Source organism: Arthrobacter sp. QXT-31, from assembly GCF_001969265.1.
In the GTDB taxonomy this organism is placed as follows: Bacteria; Actinomycetota; Actinomycetes; order Actinomycetales; family Micrococcaceae; genus Arthrobacter.
This window is the reverse complement of record NZ_CP019304.1, coordinates 807,303-821,691: the sequence shown is the minus strand read 5'-3', so window position 1 is coordinate 821,691 and position 14,389 is coordinate 807,303. Positions and strand designations below refer to the sequence as shown.

Genomic DNA, 14,389 nt, shown 5'->3' with positions numbered 1-14,389 from the left:
AGCTTTGCGCGAGCAGTACATCGGCGCTGAGCTTTTGACGGCGGCGGCGGGCTTTTGACGGCAGTTGTTCAGCGGGCCGTGGCCCGGACGGCCGCGTATTCCTCACGGGACACCGGGGTGGCATCCGGTGACCCCAGCTCGCTGAGCGGAATCCGGTGCGTTTCCTTGGCGGACCAGGCCGCGATTGCCCCGACGACCGTGATGCCCAAGCAGATGGACCCGACGGTGAGCGGAACGTTGGCCGAACCCGGGGGGGCGACCACCGCGAAGAGGCTCGGCAGGAAGGACGTGATCAGGAGCCCGATGTTCTGTGAGATGGCGAAACCCGTGACGCGGGTGCGGGAGGGGAAGAGCTCCTGGAAGAAGCTGGCGAAAGTGGCGTTCCAGACCTGGTACAGCGTGCCCCACATGAGGATCGCAAGAACGATGGTCAGCGGCACGTTGTTCTGGCTGACCGCGTAGAGGTACCCGTAGGCCAGCGCGCCGGAGCCGAGCGAACCGACGATCATCAGGGGGCGCCGGCCGAAGCGGTCCGAAAGGTCGCCGAACCAGGGAATGAGTGCGAGCGCGATGACGTTGGCCAGCACCGGAATCCAGAGATAGACGGTGGTGCTCATGCCGATGCCATACCCGGGCTGCGTGGCGTAGGCCGCGCCGAAGACCGCCACGGTGACGCCCACAACGTTGACCAGGGTCATGCAGACCGCACGCACTACGTTCAGTCCGCTTTCGCGCAGCACCTGGACCACCGGCATCTTGGGAACGTCGCGGTGGGCTTTCTCCTCCACAAAGACAGGTGTCTCTTCAACGCGGCGCCGGATGATGTAGCCGGCGAACACCACCAAGGCGCTGAGGAGGAACGGAACCCGCCAGCCCCAGGCGTGGAAGTCCTCAGCGGACAGCACTGCCGAGAGCGGGAGGAAAACGGCTGCGGCGAGGATCTGCCCGGCCTGGGTGCCCTGCAGGGCGAAGCTGGCATAGAAGCCGCGGCGGCCGAAGGGGGCGTGCTCCACAATCATGGCACTGGCCCCGCTCAGCTCCCCGGCAACGGCGAAGCCCTGGACGAGGCGAAGGACCAGCAGCAGGACCGGGGCCAGGATGCCCACCTGGTCGTAGGTGGGAAGCAGGGCCACCGCAAACGTGGAGACGCCCATCAGCAGCATGGCCAGGACCAGGACGTTCTTGCGGCCGTGTTTGTCGCCCCATTGGCCGAGGACGAAGGCCCCGATGGGACGTGCGACGTAGCCCACCGCATACGTGCCGAGCGACGCGATCAGCGCGACGGTCGGGTTTCCTGACGGAAAGAAGACGGTGGGGAAGACCAGGGCCGCGGCCTGGGCGTAGATGAACCAGTCATAGTACTCCAGGGCGCTGCCCACCCAGCCACTGGCGGCAGCCTTCCTGCTGCTCGACCGGCGCGTGCCGGTCTGAATCGATTCAGCAGAGGTCCGCAGCTTGTGTGTGTCGCTCTTCATGTCGTCCTCCTTTGGACAAATCGTCTGTCCCGCCGGATGCGCCCCGTCCTCGGGTATCGGATCCGGCGGGAAGGTCGCGCCCCGCGCCGCCGCCGCTGCTGCAGTCCGCGGACATTGTTGGGATTTCCACCGACTGGATGCCGGGTAGGTTCCTGTGGAATGCGCTTTCCCGCTCCTCAAAGATAAGGTGGCGCCGGTCACATGTCAAACATGGGAAATGCCAATTGCCGGGAGGGCTGTACGTCAATCCTCCCGTTGGGGTTAGCCCTCCCGCAGGCGCCGGAGTCCGGTGCGGGTCCTGCGCCACAGCGCCGAGACGGCGCGCCGCGTCCGGAGCGCTGCCCAGCCGAGCACCCGGAAGGGCCACCCGGCCACGGAGCTCCAGCGGGCAAGGACCGACGGCGGCAGCCAGTCGGCACGGAGCCGGCCTGCGGTGCCGGCATTGCGGCGGAGCGCCTGCCGCACCTGGCTGATGTTCCCGATGGCTGCGTGCTCCGGAAGGCCGCCCGCGGAATCCGGGCCAGAGGGCCGGCCGTACTGGTGCCTTTCGTAGGCATCCGTCAGGACCGTCACGGCATGGGCGGTACCGGCATCAACCGCTTCGGCGGCCACCGTTTCGGCGCCGGCAGCTTCGGCATCAACCGGCTTGGCACCGTGCCTGCCGCCCGGCCCTCCTTCGGCCTGCGGACGCGCGGCGAGCGAAGCGCGCAACCGGGCCGCGAACGTCCGTGGGGTCTCGCTCGGTTCCGGGCGCACGCCGTAGTCCGTGGCCAGATCCTGGAGCTCGGACCAGACGAGCGGGGGTTCCGCCAGCCGGTTCCCGTCGGCACCCGTCCCCCTGAGGCGCCGTGCACGGCGGCTTCCGCGTACCAGGCGGGGTGAGGCGGCCAGCAGGAGCAGCAGCAGTACCCCGGCGGCGGTGTAAAGCACGGGCGCCAGCTGGTTCCCGCCGTCGGCCGTGCCGGTCCCCGGAGCGGGGAGCGGTGCCGGCGCCGGCGCTGACGGTGCCGTGGCACCGCTGCTCGGCACCAGGCCATCGTTGTTCTGTTCGTTGGTGCTGGCCCCGCCGGAGGTCGCGGAGTCCTGTGCGTAGGGCGGCACTACACCGCGTGAGGGTGTGGGCTCAAACGGAACCCAGCCGAGGCCCTGGAAGTACAGCTCCGGCCAGGCATGAGCGTCACGGGCGTCGACTTCGAACTCCGGGAGTGCTCCCTGGCCGGCCACGGACACCGTGGCCCCCGTCAGCCTGCCCGGAGCGTAGCCCACAGCTATCCTGCTCGGAATGCCTTCGAGCCGGGCCATGACCGCCATGGCGGAGGCGAAATGGATGCAGTAGCCGCTCTTCTGGGCCAGGAAGTCCGAGAGCACTGACAACCCGTTGCCGTCATATCCGCCCTGTACGGGGGACTCCAGGGAGTATGTGAACTCGGGGCCGCGAAGGAACCGCTGGATCGCCATCGCCTTGGCATAGGCCGTCCGGCCGTTTGCGGTGACGGACTCCGCGGCGCTCCGGACGATGTCCGGAACGTTCGACGGCGGCCGGATGAACTCCTCCGGCACGCCCCGGACGGGGGCGGAGGAGGCGTCCAGCAGCTCGGTGGTCAGCTTTGGCACCGCCGATTGCACCAGATACTGCTGTTCCCGGGAGTTGGTGTCGGTTCCTCTGATGCTCAGGGTGGCAGGATCCCAGCTCCACCGCCCGGTCAGCCCGTTGACGGATTCAGGGGCGTACGGGACGGGAAGGTAAGGGCTGGTGAAGTCCCCGGTGTTGACCACTGTCACCTGCCGGGTCTGTTCGGGTGCCAGGACCTCATGGCCCACGTCCATCCGTCCGGTGCCTGCCCGGCGACTGTTGTTCCGGTCGTCCGGGGACCAGGACTCGCCGTCGAAGCGGTCCACCGTAACCGAGCGCAGGTAGAGGGGCGTGGTGGCGTTGGTGGCGTAGGTGATCCTGCCCTCGCCCGTCGGGGTGCGCAGGCTGTTGCCGAGGCTGATCATGGGGTTCAGGCCGGTGGCTGAACCCCAGGGGTTGAGCCGTGAGCCCTGGGGGAACGTGCCCTGGTCGAAGCCCGGAACCACAACCTGCAGCAGCAGGGTGACCACCAGCGCCACGGCTCCCGTGAGGGCGGCCCGCCTGATCTGGCCCGGGTTGCGGGCCGTGTCCGCCTGGGTGCGGGCATCGGGCGCGAACCATTGGCTGGCCGCGAGGATGGCCAGGTAGCCGGCTGCCGTCACCACGAATCCCAGCCACCCAACACTCTGCGGCTTAATCATGGCCGGCACCACCAGCACCGCCAGCAGGCCAAGTCCGCTCGTGGCAGGCATGCCCAGGGGGAGGGCCAGCGCATCCACGAGGATGACGACGAGTCCCAGGGCGGCGCACGTCACCAGGACGATGCCGGCGTTGGGTGCTACCGGCGAGCTCTCAGCCAGCACCGTTTCGCTGGCCCGGCGCAGGTGCCTGCCCAGCGCGTCGAGGGTGGCCTGTGTCGGGAGGAAGCCGGCAATGCTGTCGCGCCGGAAGAAGGTGAACGTCAGGATGAAGGCCAGGGAGACAAGACCTCCCGCGGCCACCAGCAACGGCGGGGTGCGGAATGTGCGCAGCAGGGCCATGGTCAGCGAGACCACCACCACCACGGTCACGACGGGCAGGAACCACGCCCAGCCCCGCAGGACCCCGTTAAGGGACAGCGACGCGCCCAGGACGGACACGGCCACTGCTCCGGACATGACCCACGGAAATGCACCGGCCCCGAACCTCCCGTTGCCGGGGGAGGCGGGAGCGGGCTGCGGCCGGGCCCCCGCCGGCCGTTGCGACGTCAGTGTCATCGCCCTACCTCCGCTCCGCGGCGGACGTCCGCCGCTGCCGTCCACATGGCGGCGTCGCCCTCATCGAAATACGTCCAGGCTGCCGGCAGCGACGTGGAGGCCCCAACGGCAACAGCGCGCCAGCCGCCCCGGCGCAGAGCTTCGAGCACGTCATGGCACTCCGCCGGTTTGTCCGTGATCACCACGGCGAACGCGTTGGCAGCGTAGCCGGCCGCGGGGGCGAGCGCCCTGGCCTCCGCGAGCGGCATCTTCCCCAGGAGTGCCAGCACCGGCCCGCGCATCCGGTGCGCCGCGAGCTTGTCCATGAGCTGGTCGTCAAACACGGACTGTGCCGGATCGGCGCCCGCCGCATGATCCCGGCGGGCGGCATCGTGTTCCCTGCGCCCGTGATGCGGGCCCGTCAGTTGGATCGCGGCGAGGCTTTCGGCGATGGACTGGAGGCCGGCTGCTCCGCTGTACTCGTCGTTGTCAGGCTCGGGGGCCGAGGATGAGCGGCGGAAGGCAGGCTCGCCCGCGGCGTCCAGGAACCGCAGCGAATAATTGAGCTCGGCGAGGTGGGCGCTCACCGACATGGCGGCCGTGACCGCCCACTCAAAGGTGTCACTGGTGACGAGGTCGCTTCCGTCGTCGCCCGGACTGCCGAACACCGCGCCGTAACCCGAGGAATGCGCCACGTACCGGTGATCGAGGATGACCGTGGCCTCGGGCGTGGTGACGGATTCCTCCTGCCGGACCATCAGGGCGCCGTGCCGGGCGGTGGCCGGCCAGTGCACCCGCCGCATCGGATCACCATGCCGGTACTCGCGGGTCATGACGTCGTCGTCGCTGGGATTGGCCCTGGTACGGGTGGCCGTGATGCCGTCGTTGCCGCGCGCGCCGGCAAGGCCGGTGGAGGGAAGTTCGACGGCGGCCGGCGTCACGGTGAGCGTGTCGCCGTCGTCGATCGAGTGCCTGTGCAGCGACAGCCCAAACGGATCGGTGAACTCCGCCGTCACCGGGCCGATGGTGAACTGTCCGCGCTTTCCCGACCGCAGGTGGTACTCATAGCGGCTGGTGCCGCCGGAGGCGGACCTGGCCGGGAAACGGAACGCAGGGGAGTCGCCGAACCGTGGCGGCAGCCGCTCCTCCATGATGACGCGGCCTGTGCCCAGGCCGGTCCTGGCGATGGCGAGCCGCACCGTGGTGAAGGAGTCTGTCTCAACCGTCGAGGGGCTGAACTCCCGGTATACCCGGAAGCGCGGCTTCACCACCCGGATGCCGGCCAGTGAAACGAGCGGCAGCACCACCAGCAGGACGCCAAGGGCCAGAAGATCGCGGCGCCCCATGATCTGGGCGCACAGCAAGGAGACTGCGCCGGCTGCCAGGAGTCCCCAGCCTCGGGAGCTGAAGAGGTGTCGGGGAAGGCTGTCCAGCAGTGCCACGGTGATGGTCCTGACTAGCGGCTGTGCCTGAGCTCAGGCGTGGTCCGCCTCGTGCTTGCCGTCTCCGTCATTTCCTGGCTGACGGGAATCCGGGACAATATGCCGCGGATAACGCCCTGCGCGGTCTCGCCCGTGCTGGCGGCCTTGCGGTCCAGGATGATCCGGTGCGCCAGCACCGCCTCGGCGACGGCGACGACGTCGTCCGGCAGCACGAAGTCACGGCCATCCAGCGCCGCGGTCGCCTTCGCCGCCCGGAGCAGCTGCAGCAGCGACCGCGGGCTTGCCCCCAGGCGGAGCATGGCGCTGTCACGCGTGGCACGTCCGACCGCCACGGTGTATTCCTTCACAGCTTCGGAGACGAACACCTGCTGCACGGTGGCGATCATCGCGGCGACATCCGCTGCGGTGACCACCGCCGTGACCCGGGCCAGGGGGGACGTGGCCTGGTGGGTCTCGAGCATTTCGATCTCGGAGTCCTTGTCCGGGTACCCCATGGAGATCCGCGCCATGAAGCGGTCGCGCTGGGCCTCAGGGAGCGGATATGTCCCCTCCATTTCGATGGGGTTCTGGGTGGCCACCACCATAAACGGCTCGCTGAGCCTGTATGAGTGTCCGTCCACCGTGACCTGGTGCTCCTCCATGCATTCGAGCAGGGCTGACTGGGTCTTGGCGGATGCCCGGTTGATCTCATCACCGATCACGATGTTCGCGAACACGGCACCCGGGCGGAACTCGAACTGGCGCGAGGACTGGTTGTAGATGGAGACGCCTGTGACGTCGGAGGGGAGGAGGTCCGGTGTGAACTGGATCCGGCTGACGGAACAGTCGATGGTGCGCGCAAGCGTCTTGGCCAGCATCGTCTTGCCCACCCCGGGAACATCCTCCAGGAGCAGGTGACCCTGGGCGAGGAGAACCGTCAATGCCAGCTTGGCGGCCTCGGCCTTGCCGTCGATGACAGTGTTGATGGCCGAGAGGATCCGTTCACTCGCAGCCCGGAAAGCCGGGGCCTCCAACGGAACAGCCTTGTGTCCGTTGAGGGGGTTGACGTTGCGCGCAGCACTGCCGGTGAAGCCCTGTCCGCCCGGGAGTGCTTCGTCCATCCTGATACGTCGGTGCGGTTCCATCGGCAACCTTTCAGCCCGGAGTGAAGCGGAACGAAGCGGCGGAGGCGTGCCGTTGCCCTCGTTGGGCGCTAACATCCGTCCGTACCAGCGTACTAACACAACTGCCGCGGCTAACAGAGAGTTCCCCGATAATTCGCGGGGAATGCCAAGCGTGAGTAGGCAGGGTGGAAGGCGTCAGCGGGTGGCGCGGAAGGCACAGCGCGAACGTACAGTTGTGGCCCCATTTTCATCCGGATTTTGGGCCACAACTGTACGTTCGCGCTTCCGTGTTTAAGCACAGCCGGGGGCGGCTAGGCTGGAGGAATGCGGCATTCCCTGACTCCACGGCCCTACCGGGCGCCCGGCAGCGACGGTTCCGGCAAGCGCGGTTTCCCGCCGGCTCCCGAACCGTTGCCCGTTCCCGTGATGGACAACCACACCCACCTCGACTTTCCAACCGATGATGTCCGGGTAGGCATTGCGGCTGCCCTCGACGCCGCCGAAGCCGTGGGTGTCTGCGGTGCCGTGCAGGTGGGCTGTGACCTGGAATCCTCCAGGTTTACTGTCCACGCCGTCGACCTGGATCCGCGCCTTTTGGGGGCGGTGGCGCTGCACCCGAACGACGCGCCGGACTACGCCGTCCGCGGCGAGCTTGAGGACGCCCTGGCGGAAATTGAGGAGCTGGCCGCCCATCCCCGAGTGCGCGCCATCGGGGAGACAGGCCTTGATTTCTTCCGCACGGAAGGCGAGGGGCTGGCCCATCAGCGCTACTCCTTCCGCCGCCACATCGACATCGCCAAGCGGCTGGACCGGACCCTGCAGATCCACGACCGGGACGCCCACGACGACGTCGTCCAGGTCCTGCGCGAGGAGGCCACCCCCGAGCGGGTGGTTTTCCACTGTTTTTCCGGGGACGCGGAGCTTGCCCGGATCTGCAACAGCGAGGGCTGGTACATGTCCTTCGCGGGGACGCTCACGTTCAAGAACGCCAGCAACCTCAGGGAGGCGCTCGCCGTGGCCGATCCCGAGCTGGTGCTGGTTGAAACGGATTCGCCGTTCCTCACCCCGCACCCGCACCGCGGCCGCCCCAACGCCAGTTACATGGTGCCGTACACCGTGCGGGCGATGGCGGAATTGACAGGAACAGACCTCGCCGAGCTGTGTGCCCGGGTGAGCGCAAATACCGTGCGGGCGTACGGATCCTGGGACTAGCCGACCGGCGCTTGTGATTCGGAAAATACATACCTAGTACGCAACATTTTTGGAACGTTTATAACGCTCCGGTTACAGTGAAGAACAATTAGCCGGGGTCGGGGAAGGCCTCCGGATGATGTAACTCACTTTTCGTGACAGGCAGGGCGCCTTCGGATGCCCTGCCATGTGAGTGTGGCGACGCACATGCTGCGGCCTGCTCCGGCCTGTCCGGAGCCACCTTTTAGGTGACCGCTGCGGGTACCCGTGTGCGTTTTTCCCCGTGCCCGGATGGCTCAAAAGTTACGGGCAATCGTGGTCAACTTCTTCACGTCAGACGGCAAGTTCAGTTTCATCAAGGTCGGCACGCAGATCGTGGTGCTCGCTGCCCTCGTGCTGGGCCTCGTTGCCTTTGTGGGCAACAACAAGACAGTCACCCTGAACGTCGACGGGAAAGTCAGCTCCGTCCAGACCTTCGGCGGCACGGTCGAGGAGGTGGTGAAGAGCGCGAATGTCGAGCTCCAGCCGGCTGACCGTGTCTCTCCCGCGCTGGACGCCAGGATTGAGAACGGCTCCGTCATCAACGTGAACCTGGCGAAGGCCGTGAAGGTCAGCCTGGACGGTGCAGAGAAGACCGTCAGCACCACCGCCCAGGACGTTGCCGGGCTAGTGACCCAGCTCGGCGTTGCCAGTTCCTCTGAGCTCTCCGTCCCGAAGGACGCGCAGTTGGCCGTGGACGGTTCGTTCGTGGCGATCTCGACGCCGAAGACGGTCAGCATCATCGCCGACGGCAAGGCCAGGAAGACCACCACCACTGCCGCCAACGTGGGCGAGGTCCTCAAGGATGCCGGCATCCGGCTCGCCGCAGCGGACCGGTCCTCCCAGCCTGCGCACGCGCCGGTGGTGAACAACATGGTGATCAAGGTGTCCCGTGTTGACACCGGCAAGACCGCCACCGTCACCCAGGAAGTGGAGTTCCAGACGCTCACCACGGAGAGTGCCACGCTCCCCAAGGGTGAGGAGAAGGTCACCCAGGAAGGCGTTCCCGGCGCCACGACCCTGACCTACAAGCTGGTCCTGGTCGACGGCCGTGAGGCCTCCCGGACGCTCGTCTCCAAGACCACCACCCGCGAGCCGGTGACCGAGAAGATCACCATCGGCACCAAGGAAGCGCCCAAGCCCGCAGCCGCCGAGACTGAAAGCGGCAACACCGGCGCGGCAGCCCCGGCCATGATGAACGTGGCCATGTGGGACAAGATCGCCCAGTGCGAATCGGGCGGCAACTGGTCCATCAACAGCGGCAACGGCTACTACGGCGGCCTGCAGTTCGATATCCAGACCTGGATCGGCGCCGGCGGCGGCGCCTACGCCCCGAACGCCAGCCAGGCGACCAAGGCGCAGCAGATCGACATCGCCAACCGCGTCTACGCCGACCGCGGCCTGCAGCCGTGGGGCTGCGGCTGGGCCGCCAGCAGCTAGGGCGTGTCTCCTAAATCCTGGGAGGGTTGTCCGGGATGCTTGATTGGTGTCTCGTACTTCTGTTCTGACTGACGGGCAGTGGGCCCGCATCCAGCCGCTGCTGCCGTCCTCTGATGGTCGCCGTGGTCGTCCCTTCCGGGACGATCGACGGGTGGTGGAGGGCATCATTTACCGGTATCGGTGCGGGATCGCCTGGCGGGATGTGCCGGCCGAGTTTGGTCCGTGGCAGACCATTTGGAAGCGTCACCGCCGCTACAGTGGCGATGGAACCTGGGACAAGATGCTGGCCGGGCTGCTGACGGAAGCGGACGCCCGCGGCGAAGTGGACTGGTCGATCTCGGTCGACTCGACGGTGAACCGCGCCCACCAGCACGGCACCAACCTTCCCCGCACCACAGGGGGCCCCGTCGAATTACATGAATCTGTTTGATGAACCAGCCGATCATGCGATTGGCCGTTCCCGCGGCGGACTGAGCACCAAGATCCACGCCCTCGTCGATGGCAAAGGCCGGCCGCTGGTGCTGCTTGTCGCCCCCGGGCAGGGCGGAGACGCGCCGATGTTCACCCACCTCATGAACCAGTTGAAGATCAACCGCGCCGGTCCGGGCAGGCCACGAACCCGCCCGGACCGTGTCCGCGGCGACAAAGCTTACTCATCCCGGGCAATCCGGACCCACTTGAGCGACCGCGGCATCGTCGCTGTCATCCCGCAACCATCTGACCAGATCGGTCACCGAAAACGACGCGGCTCCACCGGCGGCCGACCTCCGGCCTTCGACAAAGAGGACTACAAAGGCCGAAACGTTGTCGAACGGAACTTCAACATCTTCAAGCAGTGGCGGGCTCTGGCAACCCGCTACGACAAACTCGCACTCACCTACCGCGGAGGAGCCGTTCTCCGGGCAATCAGCATCTGGCTGACAGCTTTAGGAGACACGCCCTAGCCGGCAACACAGCCACAAAAGATTCCTGCCGCCGCGGCAGCTGACCACAGCCGCGGCGGCCGCGAAGGCCGGGCCCGGTACCTCCGGGCCCGGCCTTCGCCGTCCCCGCCTGGCATTGACCGGCCCCGCCCAACACGGACCCCGTCCGCCACGGGGCCCCATCCACTACTGAGCGCCGGGATAGGATACCTAGGTGACTGACCCGACCCCCTCCGCCTCCGGCACTGCGCCCGCTCCACTGTTCGGTGCCTCCGATATCCGCAGGCTGGCCGGGGAGATCGGCGTCCGCCCCACCAAGACGCTTGGCCAGAATTTCGTCATCGACGGCAACACCATCCGCCGGATCGTGGCCGCGGCCGGCATCGGGCCGGACGAGACCGTCCTGGAAGTCGGACCCGGGCTCGGGTCGCTGACGCTGGGGCTCCTCGACGCAGCCAAGGCGGTGGTCGCCGTCGAAATTGATCCTGTCCTGGCCGCAAAGCTGCCCGAAACCGTGCGTGAATGGCGGCCCGACTCCGCCGGCGACTTCCACCTGGTCCTCGCCGACGCCATGAAGGTGACGGAGCTCCCGGCCCAGCCCTCGGCCCTCGTCGCCAACCTGCCGTACAACGTCGCGGTGCCCGTGGTGCTCCACCTGCTGCAGCATTTCCCGTCGATCCGGCACGGCCTGGTCATGGTCCAGGACGAAGTCGCCGACCGGCTCGCCGCCGAACCCGGATCCAAGATCTACGGCGTGCCCTCGGTTAAGGCGGCCTGGTACAGCAGCATGCGCAAAGCCGGCATCATCGGCATGAACGTGTTCTGGCCGGCGCCAAAGATCCAGTCGGGGCTTGTGGCCTTTACCCGGCGTGAGCCCCCGGCCACCACCGCCAGCCGCGAGGAAGTCTTCGCCGTGATTGATGCGGCATTCGCCCAGCGCCGCAAAACGCTCCGGGCAGCACTGGCCGGGTGGGCCGGCAGCGCCGCCGAGGCTGAACGGTGCCTGGTGGCGGCCGGCGTCGACCCCACCGCGCGGGGCGAAGTGATCGACATCGCCGCCTTCGCGAGGATCGCCGAAGCCCGCCGGGCCGCGGACGCCTGATGGCGGTCCACGGCCTGAGAGGGCGCTCGGCAGCAAGGACCGTCCGGGTCAAGGCCCCGGGCAAAGTCAACGTCTCGCTGGACGTCGGGCCGCTGCGGCCCGACGGCTACCACTCCGTGGCCAGTGTTTACCTGGCCGTATCCCTCTACGAGGAAGTCGCCGCCACCACCACGGCCTCCGGTGGCATCACCGTCAGCATCAGTCCCGACAGCACGCTGGACCTCGACGGCGTGGACATCCCGCTCGACGGACGGAACCTCGCGTACAAGGCAGCGGCCCTGATGGCCGACGTGTCGGAACACTCCACCGGCGTGCACCTTGAAATCACCAAGCGGGTGCCTGTGGCGGGCGGGATGGGCGGCGGCTCCGCGGACGCCGCCGCGACGCTCCTGGCCTGCGATGCGCTCTGGAACAGCGGCCTGTCCAAGGACGAGCTCGCCCACCTGGCCGCCGAGCTGGGGGCGGATGTTCCCTTCGCCCTGTTGGGCGGCACGGCCGTGGGGCTGGGCGTCGGTGATGACTTGTCGCCTGCGCTGGCAAAGGCGCAGATGGACTGGGTGCTGGTGACGGCCGAGTTCGGGCTGTCTACCCCGGAGGTCTTCCGGACCCTGGACCGGCTCCGGGACGCAGAAGGCCTGGAGGCCGAGGAGCCCACAGCGGTCGACCCGAAGATCCTGCAGGCCCTGCGCAGCGGCGATCCCGACGCCTTGAGCAGGGTTCTGGTCAACGACCTCCAGAGGGCATCGATCGAACTCGCCCCCGGGCTCCGGGACACCCTTGGCCTGGGCGAATCCTGCGGGGCCATCGCCGGGATCGTTTCCGGCTCCGGACCCACCGTGGCCCTGCTGGCGCACAATCCCGAAGCGGCGGAGAACCTCGCCGGGGAGTTGCAGCACAAGGGCCTCAACGCACTGGCCGTCCACGGCCCGGTGCCGGGAGCCCGCATCATCTCCGATACGCTCCTTTAATACCCTCCAACCCAGAAGAAAGCAGTTCCCCGTGGCACACCTGCTCGGCGGCGAGAACCTGAAAGTCTCGTACGCAACCCGCACCGTTCTGGACGGCATCACCCTTGGGCTCGAAGAGGGCGACCGGATCGGCATGGTGGGCAGGAACGGCGACGGCAAGTCCACGCTGATGCGGCTGCTGGCGCTGCGCTCCACGCCGGACTCCGGCCGGGTCACCAAGCGCGGGGACGTCAACATCGGCTACCTGGACCAGAGCGACGTCCTCGACGCCGACCTGACGGTGGGCACCGCGATCGTGGGCGATAAGGCGGACCACGAGTGGGCAGCCAACCCGCAGATCCGCGAGATCATGGGCGGCCTGGTGTCCGACGTCGACTGGCACGCCAATGTGCACGCCCTGTCCGGCGGCCAGAAGCGGCGCGTCGCGCTGGCCAAGCTCCTGATTGAAGACCACGACGTCATCATGCTCGACGAGCCCACCAACCACCTCGACGTCGAGGGCGTGGCCTGGCTGTCCCGGCACCTGAAGACCCGGTGGCGGCCCAACCAGGGCGCTTTTCTCGTGGTCACCCACGACCGGTGGTTCCTCGATGAAGTGTGCAACAAGACCTGGGAGGTCCACGACGGGATCGTTGACCCGTTCGACGGCGGCTATGCCGCCTATGTGCTGGCCCGCGCCGAGCGCGACCGCATGGCGGCCGTCGTCGAAAGCAAGCGCCAGCAGCTGGTGAAGAAGGAACTCGCCTGGCTGCGCCGCGGAGCACCCGCCCGGACCTCCAAGCCCAAGTTCCGGATTGAGGCAGCGAACGCCCTGATCGCGGACGTGCCGGAACCGCGCGACTCCACGGCCCTGAACAAGATGGCCACGGCGCGGCTGGGCAAGGACGTGCTTGACCTGGAGAACGTGTCGCTCGACTTCGAGGGCGGCGACCCGGAAGCGGACGCCGGCCGGAAGCTGTTCAACAACATCACGCTGCGGCTCGCGCCGGGGGAGCGGCTGGGGATCGTGGGCGTGAACGGGGCGGGAAAGACTACCCTGCTCAAGCTGCTCAACGGTGAAATCCAGCCGTCGGCCGGAAAGGTCAAGAAGGGCAAGACGGTGGTCACCGCCGTGCTCACCCAGGAGGTCAAGGAGCTCGACGACGTCGCCGACCTGCGCGTCATCGAGGTCATCGAACGCGAAAAGCGGTCGTTCAATGTGGGCGGCCGGGAGTTCACGGCCGGCCAGCTCGTGGAGCAGCTCGGCTTCACCAACCAGAAGCAGTGGACCCCGGTCCGGGACCTGTCCGGCGGTGAGCGGCGCCGCCTGCAGCTCCTGCGGCTGCTGGTGGGCGAGCCCAACGTGCTGATGCTGGACGAGCCCACTAACGACCTCGACACCGACACCCTCGCCGCCGTTGAAGACGTCCTGGACGGCTGGCCCGGCACGCTCGTGGTGGTCAGCCACGACCGCTACCTGCTCGAACGCGTCACCGACCACCAGATGGCCCTCCTGGGCGACGGCAAGATCCGCGGCCTGCCCGGCGGCGTCGACCAGTACCTCGAACTCCGCGAGGCTGCCCTCGCCGGCTCCACCGTCACCGGCGGCGGGAACCCCGTCACGGGCTCCGGCCAGGCGGGCCAGGCCGAAGCAGCCCCCGCCGGGCCCACCGAAGCCGAAAAGCGCGAGGCCCGTAAGTCCCTCAACCGCGTGGAGCGCCAGCTCAACAAGCTCGCCCAGCAGGAAGAGAAGATCCACGTCCAAATGGCCGCCAGTACCAACGACGGCGACTTCGAACGCCTCGGCGAGCTCAACAAGCAGCTGAAGGACCTCTCCGAAGAAAAGGACGCCCTCGAGCTCGAATGGCTGGAGGCCTCAGAAGTCCTCGGCGAATAAGCCTTCCCGACGTCCGAGGCAG

Annotated in this window: 10 protein-coding genes; 6 read left to right on the top strand and 4 right to left on the bottom strand. The window is 67.7% G+C overall.

Annotated elements, in window-relative coordinates; genetic code table 11:
- Window positions 1-68: 68 nt before the first annotated feature.
- From BWQ92_RS03750 to BWQ92_RS03735, 4 genes are all read right to left on the bottom strand, one after another.
- Window positions 69-1,475, bottom strand: a complete 1,407-nt coding sequence (locus BWQ92_RS03750; protein WP_157365091.1) for an MFS transporter — start codon at window positions 1,473-1,475, stop codon at window positions 69-71.
- 261 nt (window positions 1,476-1,736) lie between these two features.
- Window positions 1,737-4,304: a transglutaminase family protein gene (locus tag BWQ92_RS03745; protein ID WP_076798353.1), complete on the bottom strand. Its 2,568-nt coding sequence runs from the start codon at window positions 4,302-4,304 to the stop codon at window positions 1,737-1,739.
- Window positions 4,301-5,725 (bottom strand): DUF58 domain-containing protein, encoded by a 1,425-nt coding sequence (locus BWQ92_RS03740; protein ID WP_076798352.1) that lies wholly within the window; start codon window positions 5,723-5,725, stop codon window positions 4,301-4,303. The genes BWQ92_RS03745 and BWQ92_RS03740 overlap by 4 nt, the downstream gene beginning before the upstream one ends.
- Window positions 5,726-5,739: 14 nt before the next feature.
- Complete coding sequence (locus BWQ92_RS03735; RefSeq protein ID WP_377957219.1) at window positions 5,740-6,825, bottom strand: AAA family ATPase; 1,086 nt, start codon at window positions 6,823-6,825, stop codon at window positions 5,740-5,742.
- Window positions 6,826-7,152: 327 nt separating this feature from the next.
- On the opposite strand from BWQ92_RS03735, the gene BWQ92_RS03730 reads away from it, so the two are divergent.
- The 6 genes from BWQ92_RS03730 (at window position 7,153) to BWQ92_RS03700 (ending at window position 14,367) form a co-directional block, all read left to right on the top strand.
- Window positions 7,153-8,040: a TatD family hydrolase gene (locus BWQ92_RS03730; protein WP_076798350.1), complete on the top strand. Its 888-nt coding sequence runs from the start codon at window positions 7,153-7,155 to the stop codon at window positions 8,038-8,040.
- 270 nt (window positions 8,041-8,310) lie between these two features.
- On the top strand, window positions 8,311-9,498 hold the full coding sequence (locus BWQ92_RS03725) for a resuscitation-promoting factor (protein WP_236783095.1): 1,188 nt from the start codon (window positions 8,311-8,313) through the stop codon (window positions 9,496-9,498).
- Between the two features lie 46 nt (window positions 9,499-9,544).
- Window positions 9,545-10,442 (top strand): IS5 family transposase gene (locus tag BWQ92_RS23425; protein ID WP_216639965.1). Its coding sequence is split into 2 segments (ribosomal slippage): window positions 9,545-9,895 and window positions 9,897-10,442, totalling 897 coding nucleotides; the frame shifts between segments, so codons are not numbered across the junction.
- Window positions 10,443-10,635: 193 nt separating this feature from the next.
- Window positions 10,636-11,523: a 16S rRNA (adenine(1518)-N(6)/adenine(1519)-N(6))-dimethyltransferase RsmA gene (gene rsmA / locus BWQ92_RS03710; RefSeq protein WP_076798347.1), complete on the top strand. Its 888-nt coding sequence runs from the start codon at window positions 10,636-10,638 to the stop codon at window positions 11,521-11,523.
- Window positions 11,523-12,491 (top strand): 4-(cytidine 5'-diphospho)-2-C-methyl-D-erythritol kinase, encoded by a 969-nt coding sequence (locus BWQ92_RS03705; protein WP_076798346.1) that lies wholly within the window; start codon window positions 11,523-11,525, stop codon window positions 12,489-12,491. The genes rsmA and BWQ92_RS03705 overlap by 1 nt, the downstream gene beginning before the upstream one ends.
- 31 nt (window positions 12,492-12,522) lie before the next feature.
- Entirely contained in the window at window positions 12,523-14,367 is a 1,845-nt protein-coding gene (locus BWQ92_RS03700) for an ABC-F family ATP-binding cassette domain-containing protein (RefSeq protein ID WP_076798345.1), read from the top strand.
- Window positions 14,368-14,389 lie beyond the last annotated feature (22 nt).